General features: G+C 59.0%; 7 protein-coding genes and 2 pseudogenes. 7 read left to right on the top strand and 2 right to left on the bottom strand.

The genetic code is table 11. The annotated features are described in order from the left end of the window. Positions 1-88: 88 nt before the first annotated feature. The 4 genes and pseudogenes from X742_RS1000000176310 to X742_RS1000000176860 form a co-directional block, all read left to right on the top strand. Positions 89-227 (top strand): annotated as a pseudogene (locus X742_RS1000000176310) (SOS response-associated peptidase family protein); the annotation flags it as partial. A gap of 310 nt (positions 228-537) precedes the next feature. Further along, positions 538-1,275: a Crp/Fnr family transcriptional regulator gene (locus X742_RS140805; protein WP_023775513.1), complete on the top strand. Its 738-nt coding sequence runs from the start codon at positions 538-540 to the stop codon at positions 1,273-1,275. Positions 1,276-1,286: 11 nt separating this feature from the next. After that, positions 1,287-1,553, top strand: a complete 267-nt coding sequence (locus X742_RS140810) for a hypothetical protein (protein ID WP_023775512.1) — start codon at positions 1,287-1,289, stop codon at positions 1,551-1,553. A 2,789-nt stretch (positions 1,554-4,342) separates the two neighbouring features. Beyond that, positions 4,343-4,436 (top strand): annotated as a pseudogene (locus X742_RS1000000176860) (hypothetical protein); the annotation flags it as partial. Positions 4,437-5,102: 666 nt separating this feature from the next. On the opposite strand, the gene X742_RS140820 reads toward X742_RS1000000176860, so the two are convergent. Both X742_RS140820 and X742_RS140825 read right to left on the bottom strand, forming a co-directional pair. After that, the gene (locus X742_RS140820; RefSeq protein ID WP_023775508.1) at positions 5,103-5,552 is read right to left on the bottom strand and encodes a MucR family transcriptional regulator; all 450 of its coding nucleotides are present in this window, start codon (positions 5,550-5,552) and stop codon (positions 5,103-5,105) included. Between the two features lie 84 nt (positions 5,553-5,636). After that, positions 5,637-6,227, bottom strand: a complete 591-nt coding sequence (locus X742_RS140825) for a recombinase family protein (protein ID WP_348524198.1) — start codon at positions 6,225-6,227, stop codon at positions 5,637-5,639. A 212-nt stretch (positions 6,228-6,439) separates the two neighbouring features. Here X742_RS140825 and X742_RS0139200 point away from each other — a divergent pair, with 212 nt between their 5' ends. The 3 genes from X742_RS0139200 (at position 6,440) to X742_RS1000000174535 (ending at position 8,066) form a co-directional block, all read left to right on the top strand. Further along, positions 6,440-6,694 (top strand): hypothetical protein, encoded by a 255-nt coding sequence (locus X742_RS0139200; protein WP_031248774.1) that lies wholly within the window; start codon positions 6,440-6,442, stop codon positions 6,692-6,694. A 234-nt stretch (positions 6,695-6,928) separates the two neighbouring features. Beyond that, positions 6,929-7,330: a response regulator gene (locus X742_RS140830; protein ID WP_023775505.1), complete on the top strand. Its 402-nt coding sequence runs from the start codon at positions 6,929-6,931 to the stop codon at positions 7,328-7,330. A gap of 298 nt (positions 7,331-7,628) precedes the next feature. Continuing rightward, the gene (locus X742_RS1000000174535; RefSeq protein ID WP_156939487.1) at positions 7,629-8,066 is read left to right on the top strand and encodes a hypothetical protein; all 438 of its coding nucleotides are present in this window, start codon (positions 7,629-7,631) and stop codon (positions 8,064-8,066) included. Positions 8,067-8,151 lie beyond the last annotated feature (85 nt).

The following is an 8,151-nucleotide window of genomic DNA, read 5'->3' as shown; positions in this document are numbered from 1 at the left end:
TCTCTTCATCAGTCCGTCCTTCGATCAAGGGCCGGACTCTAATCTCAGATGGAGGAAATTCTTAGGGGCAGGTCAATTCCGCGAAACGACCTTTGCCATCGCCACATGCGAGCCGAACGACCTGATGGCGACCATTCACGACCGCATGCGGTGATCCTGGAGCCGGCCGACTACATGCGCGGGCTGGTCGAGAGCAGGATCCGCGCGACCTGATGAAGCCCTTTCCGCCCTATGATGGTCTATGGCGGCGGCGTCGATCCTCTGAAGCTGAAATTCGACTCCAACCGCGATGCAAGCCATCGATCAAGATAACGCTGCTTGAGGTCCATCCCGAGTACCTTCCCAACGCGCCGCGGCATGAGCCTGCGTTGTCTGCCAAACCAGGTGCAGTCCAGTCTTCGTCATCCCCGAAACGGCTCGGTGTACCAGGTGATCTTGCCGACGACCTTCATCGGCTTGTGAACCATCAGGCGGCTGAGGCCGGGAACATTAGCTCCTCGTCCGAGTTCGGCATCTAACTCAATCCGGTCACCAATTTTGGCACATGTCCCTTCCCCGAACGTTTTAATCCGTAAGCTCCAGAACATCTCTGACCTCACCCAGTCGGATATCGCCGTTTTAGAGAGCATCCAATTCCAGAAACGGGACTATCAGCCCAATCAGGACATTGTGAGCGAGGGAGAGCGACCAACTTATTCATTTGTGATCCTGAAGGGTCTGGTTGGATCCACGAAACTGACTGGCGAGGGTAAACGGCAGATCACGTCGTTCTTTGTTCCGGGAGACATTCCTGATCTCCATGGAATGCACCTCTCTGTCTTGGATTGCACCTTCTCGCCGCTCACGCGCGTCAGCGTGGGCCTCATGCGGCACGATGCCTTGCGCGCCATATGCGGCCAACATCCTTCCATAGCGACGCTGTTTTGGCGCTCGTCGGTGATCGACGCAGCCATATATCGAGAGTGGGTCACCAACGTTGGAAGGCGCAACGCGTATGCCCGCATGGCGCACATTCTGTGCGAACTCATTGTCCGCCTTCGTTCCATGGGGCTCATCAAGGACCATGTGGCGGAGCTTCCGATCACGCAGGCGGAACTTGCCGACGCGTTGGGCTTATCAACCGTGCACGTGAACCGAACGCTCCAGGAACTTCGAGGCGACGGGTTGATTGTCACCGAGGGCTCCCGATTCCACGCTGTTGACTGGCCCGGGCTGGTTCTAGCAGGAGATTTTGACACGACCTACCTGCACCAAAGGAACGCGAGAACGCTGTGAGAGGCGGCTGGATGGCGCGATATTTCTTTGACACCGGCGACAGCGATGACGTCATCAAAGATGAGGTTGGCATCGAATGCGATGGGCTTGAGGAGGCACGTCGTGAGGCCATGGAAGGCCTTATCGACTTAGCAAGAGAATACCTGATGGACCTCGATGGCCAGGAACTATTCATTCAGGTCCGGGACGAGAAGGGCAACCAAGTGGCGAGGCTGAGCCTTTCTCTTCGAATGCAGATGCGGACCGATGAGCTGAACGATCCGAGTCTTCCGGCGTGATTGATCCGAGTCTTCCGGCGTGATTTATGTATTCACAGGGTGCCAAGGCGCCGTAGCGAGCCCGCCAGCGCGCTTGGGGGGCTCTCAAAACCACGTCCGGATCCCTTCATCCCTAGGGGAGATGCATCCGTTGCGGGAGAGAGTCCAGACAGCATTAGTGGATGCTGACACGTCACATTCGCCGGTGTCATATCATCACAATGACGGACGACGTACCTCTTCAAGTCTGATGATATTTTGAGAAACTGGTGGCGAGCGAAGTTTGAAGGATCAAGTTAGTGGATCGCTACGGTTCTGTTCGGGCGGCTGGGATTGCGGAGCATCAGAGATGCTAATGCCTGGTGCTCAGCGTTAGCAACGCTGAAAACCGAACGAGCCGAGCAGCACGCCAAGACTGCCAGCCTCAGACGGCTGCGGGCCTACTCGGAATGGCTCGTTCGCGACGATCTAGCCTTGATGCGCGATGAGGTCGAATGCTCGGCGCTTCTGTAGAGCTTATCCCCCTAGGCACGCCAATCCCCTTTGCTGATGGGACTGGGTGCGCTGGGTGTCACCGGCATGGCGGCGGCGGCGGCGGCGTCGGCGTCGCTGGTCACCGCCTAAGGACGGACATCTGGCGGGTGCTGCGAGGTGGTTGAACGCCGAAACCAGCCCTACACCACTCCTGAGCTATGCTGGCAGGTGGCTGGAACATATTGGGTAGGCCAGGGTTCGGGAACTGGCCGCACGCTTCCCCTGCGGTCTTCCCAANTGGCAGGTGGCTGGAACATATTGGGTAGGCCAGGGTTCGGGAACTGGCCGCACGCTTCCCCTGCGGTCTTCCCAAGTGACCCTGCCCGCTGCCGAGAGGTGGCGGGCTTTTTCGCGATGCGCCCTGGAACAGGCCGATCGAATGCAAGTTCGGGCGAACGCAGCGCACTCCGACGTCCCTTCGCGCTGCTGGCCAAGGGCAAACTTGGTCGGCCCGCGCTTTTCTGCCGAGGGGCGCGGGCTTCCAGTTCGCGGCTGGGAGCGCGGTGAACTTGTTGCTCAAACCGAGCGCGGTAACTGGCGAGCCTGCTCATAGATCGAGCTTGCCAGCGCGTCTAGGCGCTTGAGGCCCTCACTCGGCTGATCTGAAACAACCATGTCCTGGTCTCTTGCGGCTTTGACAAAAGCTGCAAACGCGACGGATTGCCGGCAAGTTCCTGCCTGAGCCTCCTCCAGCAATCGGAGTGCCTTTCGGTATGAATGCAAGTGCTTGTTCTTCCATCCCGCATCCATTGCCGCTCTGGCTTCGGCCACCGACGAGATGAAGCTCGTCGTTTTTGAGGTTCATAAATGCAATCCGCACAGGCAGGAAAGCGCTCAAGGTCAGACCCTCCTCGACGGTGATAGGCCCTGCAACTTTTCAGGCCGCCATTGGTTGCAGTAGCCGCTCCTTTTTTGTTTGCTGACCGGCTCTCGCTCGCCTCGTGATGGTGATTTGCCGCGCGAACCCTATTGTCGTGCCGCGTGCCAAACTCTTATATTAGCCAGAGCTTGGAGGGGACCCCGTGTCGGACCGCGCCCGAGAACTGTTCGACAGTTACGTGGCTAACTGCCTCAACCATCCTGACCTTAAAGGCCTTGGGATCGGGTCCCATGTGTTCAACCTTACCGTTGCTGCAATTGACGCGCATATCCCAACGGCTGAGATGATCGCTGCAGTTGGCCCGCTTGCCCGGGCACTGTCTTTAAGGACGTTCCAGGTATGCCCACCGGACCTAAAGGCCCCAAGCGACCCGCTGACGTAATCGGCAACGTTGTCCACCTATTGCGACGGGCGAGGACGACGATAACGATCATTGAAACTACGGCCGGCAAGTATCTGGACCATCTTTTGGAATGCCCCTATTGCCGCATTATCCGACTGCAAATTCCCAAAGACGCTCAACCTAGCACGCCGATCAATTGCGTCGGTTGTGGCGAGTATCTTGGCACATGGGATGAACTACAGGCCGACTTCGAACGTCAAGGCGGAACGCACGGGGCGTTTCGTCTCGAAAAGGGGCGCATCCAGAAGCTCGATTGAGGCTCGCGGCGGCAAATATAGGCCCCTCCGAGTCGGAGGTCGTGCCCGGTGCGGCTGTTGCCGTTCAGAAACTGGGCCTTTTGAGAGCAGTTGCAGATTCGCCGTCGGCGCTTGTAATCGACGCCAGCGAGGTTAATCCCGCTTCCACCTAGAAGCGGCAGCCTGCGTTCGGCGCGCCGTTTATGCTGCCCTTAGAAAAGTGGATCCCGGTGGGGGTCTCGATATTGGATGCTGCGCCGCGCACGGCGCGTTCTGGAAGGATGTGAAGGGAGGCTACCATGTGCCGCAAGGCGGCAAAGCGGCAACAGCGGTCATGGCAACGGCGGCTATCGAAGATTGCCTGGCAGGGAGCCAGTCCCAGTCTGGTTCCTGCTCTATTGGCAAAGCGACCGCACTTTTAATGGTGAGCTTTTAAACGCGCAAGGCGGCACTGGGCGCAAAGGCGATCAGTGTGACCCATCGACATGCCAACGCCAGGCGATCGCCGCAGGCAGTTCCGGGCAGGTTTCAAAATTCCCGACTGCCTCGCAACGCCATACTTCAACGACCGGAACACCGGCGTGCTCAAAGTTGCCTTGCGCAGCAGCGGGCCATGCCGACTTGGGCGGAAATAGCATGGCTGCGTTCCTAAACAATCCTACCGCTACCCTGACAGATATTCTCGATCCTGATGATGCCGAACAGGCTATTCAGGTGCTGATGCTACAGTCGTCTCTAACCACGGATCGCGTAATCTCGACACCCTGCCGGCGACCATCGACGCCCCGCGCGCCATCGCCGTTGCGCAGCGCGATATTATCGGCCAGCATCTTTTCAGAGCGTTCGAGTGAGAGCTCCCCGGGGGACGCCACCCGCTGCAAATGGGGGCGGCGGGCTATGAGGAACGGGCAGGTACGGCTGTTCTGCTCGTCTGTTCGAACGACCTCACTCCGGCAGCCACAACGTTAGGTTGGTTTAGGGCTGGCGTCGCCGCCAGCTAGGCTCGGCGGTTCTGCCCGGCGTGCCTCTTAGTCGCCGAGCCGCTCCCTCGGCGCGATATCCTCAAGGTGCTGATACCAGCCGGCCAACGTTCAGTTGGTGGAGATCCGACGGGAGAAGCGGATCGTCTGGCTAGACAAGTAGAATGCATAGGATCATGTCAACGTGTTGTTCACCAATCCTATAAAGGTCTTCGGTGAGAATAAATATACGATCTTGCTAATGTCTATTTCGCATGATCACGTCTGCCGAGCGTTGATGTCGTTGTAGCCGGGACCCTGGTCGTGGCCGGCGTTGACATGCAATAAGCGGTAGGACAGGAGCTACCGATCTGGTGGCTCAAGAAGCACGATCTGATTTCGGGAGGCCCCGACCTCACGGCCGAGGAGATTAAGGCGAAGCTTCAGGAGGAGACCGTCACCACAATCCCCGCGTTCAACTGATTCCTCCTCGTAGCGGGCGCTCCTTCCGTCTCGATCCGATGGAGAAGGTCGTTTGGCGGGACGAATAAAGGAAGGCTATGCCTTCCGCTTAGCTGGCGCCTTCTTCACTGGCGTTGCCGCCACCTTCCGGCCGAGCCCGCTGGACTTCGCCAGCGCCGAGCGTGTCGCTGCATAGCTCGGCGCCACCATGGGATAGTTCGCCTTCAGATCCCACTTCTCGCGGTACGCATCGGGGCTCAAGCCGTAGTGCACGTTGAGATGGCGCTTCAGCGATTTGAACTTTTTCCCGTCCTCGAGGCAGATGATGTAGTCGGGGAATACCGACCGCTTCGGATTGACTGCGGGCTCCTGGGTCGGCTTCTCCGGCTCGCCGGGCTGTCCAACCCTCACCAGCGACGAATTCACGCTGGCAATCAGGTCGGGAAGAGACGCAACCGGCACCGGGTTGTTGCTGACATAAGCCGACACGATGTCGGCGGTGAGTTCGATCAGTTCGACGTGGTTGGTCCTTGTCTCTTCCGACATGCAGTATCTCCGATTGCTGCAACAATAGCTGAACTCATAATGGCTTTGCTGAGAAAGGCCAGTGGGCTCGCCTTCTGAGCACCATCACGCACACGATTCAATGATGCGGTAGACTTGCATTCTGGAGCAGCCGACCAGCTTGGCAATTCCAGAAGGACCGACGCCATCAGCGTGCAACGCCATAACGTGGTTACGATCAAGGCGTTGCTTTCCATCTTTGTAGACGCCGTCACGTTTGGCTTGCTCAATGCCGTCCCGTTGTCGCTCCTTGATGAAACGTCGCTCCATTTGAGCAACCATTCCCAACACGGTCAGCACGATGTGGCCCATCTCGCCCCGGGTGGAAACGTGCGGTTCGAGCACAGTGACAAAAGCGCCTTTTTGCTCGCATTCGTAGATCAGGTTCAGCACGTCCTTGGTGTCGCGGCCGAGCCGGTCTAGGCGCGTCACCACCAGCTCGTCGCCGGGTCGGAGAAAGTCGATGATGGTCGCCAGTTCCGTGGACATGAAACGGGAGATTGACGAGTTGCGGCGAAGGGCGTCAGCCGCTGGAAGCAGACGGGACTCGGTGCGCTGGGTGTCACCGGCATGACGGCGGCGGCGTTGGTGTCGCTGGTCACCGCCTACTGGACGGGCATCTGCGGGTGCTGCGAGGCGGTTGAACGCTGAAACCAACCCTACACCGCTCCTGAGCTATGCTGGTAGGTGGCTGGAACATATTGGGTAGGCCAGGGTTCGGGAACTGGCCGCACGCTTCCCCTGCGGTCTTCCCAAGTGACCCTGCCCGCTGCCGAGAGGTGGCGTGCTTTTTCGCGATGCGCCCTGGAACAGGCCGATCGAATGCAAGTTCGGGCGAACGCAGCGCACTCCGACGTCCCTTCGCGCTGCTGGCCAAGGGCAAACTTGGTCGGCCCGCATCAAAGCAGCTCTCGCAGGCTGAAATCGAGCGCTTCCTGACGGCCGCAGAGGCTCTGCACAAGAGCATCATCAAGCCGTTCATCTCGCCCCATTGCGATCACTACGGCTCAACCCGGATTCTGCATGAGGCGCTGTTGAAGGCGGTGCGGGAGGCGACGGGTAAGGAAGTCGAGTTCATCCAGTGGAATACCACCGGGCCGGTGCTGCCGCCTTTTGGTGGATAGCAGAGAGACCCACCAAGAAGGTATTTGCGCTATCGCTAATATAACGCCATGGTGCTCTCCGCCGGGAGGAGCCTCCGGCATGGCCCGGCGGTCGACCCCCGCCACGAACCCCCGGCTGCCGGGCCGCCTCCGTCCTCCCCTACGGCTGGGTATCGTCCGGCGCTCGCGCTTACGCCTGTTGGTGGAACTAAATAGCCGGCAGGCCGTTTGCGGTGCCAGCAAGGGGTGCAGCGCATGACCAACGGAGCGGTTCTGGTCGTTGAAGACGAGCCGTTAATTTTGCTCGACCTCGAAACTGGACTTGAAGAAGCGGGCTTCCATGTGGTCGGGGTCGACAGGGCCACGAAAGCTCTTTCAACCTTCGATGCAGATCCTGGGTCTTTCAAGGCGCTGATCTCGGATATCCGGCTAGGTGACGACAAATCCGGTTGGGAAGTCGCACGGCATGTGCGACAAGCTAATGCGACTATGCCTGTCATCTACATCAGCGGAGACAGCGCCATCCAATGGGGCGCTGAGGGCGTTCCTGATAGCATCATGATCACGAAGCCCTTCGCGCTGCCCCAGATCATTACAGCCCTGTCGATGCTGCTAAACCAGCAACATCCGACACCGCCAAGCGGCCAAGGCGCTTAGGAGCACTTTCCACGCGACATTTGAGCTTCATCTCGCGTATGTGCGCTGGCGTCGTGAAAAGGTTCTTCCCGATAGTTGGGCACCCGCTGCCTAGGCGGATTTCGGGGCGGTAGCGGCCGAAAGGTGGCCGGCACCAGTTGGGTGGGTGGGCTTAGGATGGTGCCGGCCGAGCGAACGATTAGGTCCGCCGCGCAAGCAACATTACCGACTTCACAACATACGGTTATGGCGTGATCGCGGAAGGCTGCGACGTATTTGGTGGTAAATCGGAGAACTCTGAAGGTCACGGGCTGCATGCGTGAACAACAGCACCACAAACAGAATAACCACTGCAGATGCAAATCCGGTGACGGGAGCCATACAAACGAACGGTGCCGGCGTCGGGAAGTTCCGCGCCCTCATCATGGCGATTGTCGCATCGACAAAGGTCGGCCCGGTGACTGGGCTTGCCCGATTGAAGTTCTCCACACCCTTGACCGGAGCAACATGGGCCAGCCGCTCTGCGCGCCCAGGCACTCGCGACCCCCTTCGCTTTGCTGATCTCATTATCGGTCTTGCCCTCGTTTCATGGGCCGCGCCGATCAGCGCGCAAGCCTTGTCCGCCGAGGTGCGGAAGTCTAGAGGCGGGCACTACTGCATCACCGGCGGTGGGGCCAAGAGCAATTTCAGCTTGGAGAAGGCATTCTCGATTGATGGTGTGGATGGCTCCTGCTCCCGGCGTCGCATTGCGCCATAGTTGGGATGTTGTCGTCCTGACCTGCTACTGAACTGTCATCCAGCTGCGATTAGAGCCTCGACCGTTTGTTACGCCTTGTGGCGGG

It is taken from the genome of Mesorhizobium sp. LNHC229A00 (assembly GCF_000502415.1).
In the GTDB taxonomy this organism is placed as follows: Bacteria; Pseudomonadota; Alphaproteobacteria; order Rhizobiales; family Rhizobiaceae; genus Mesorhizobium.
Note: the sequence above shows the minus strand (reverse complement) of the source record. Positions and strands in the feature narration are given on the sequence as shown.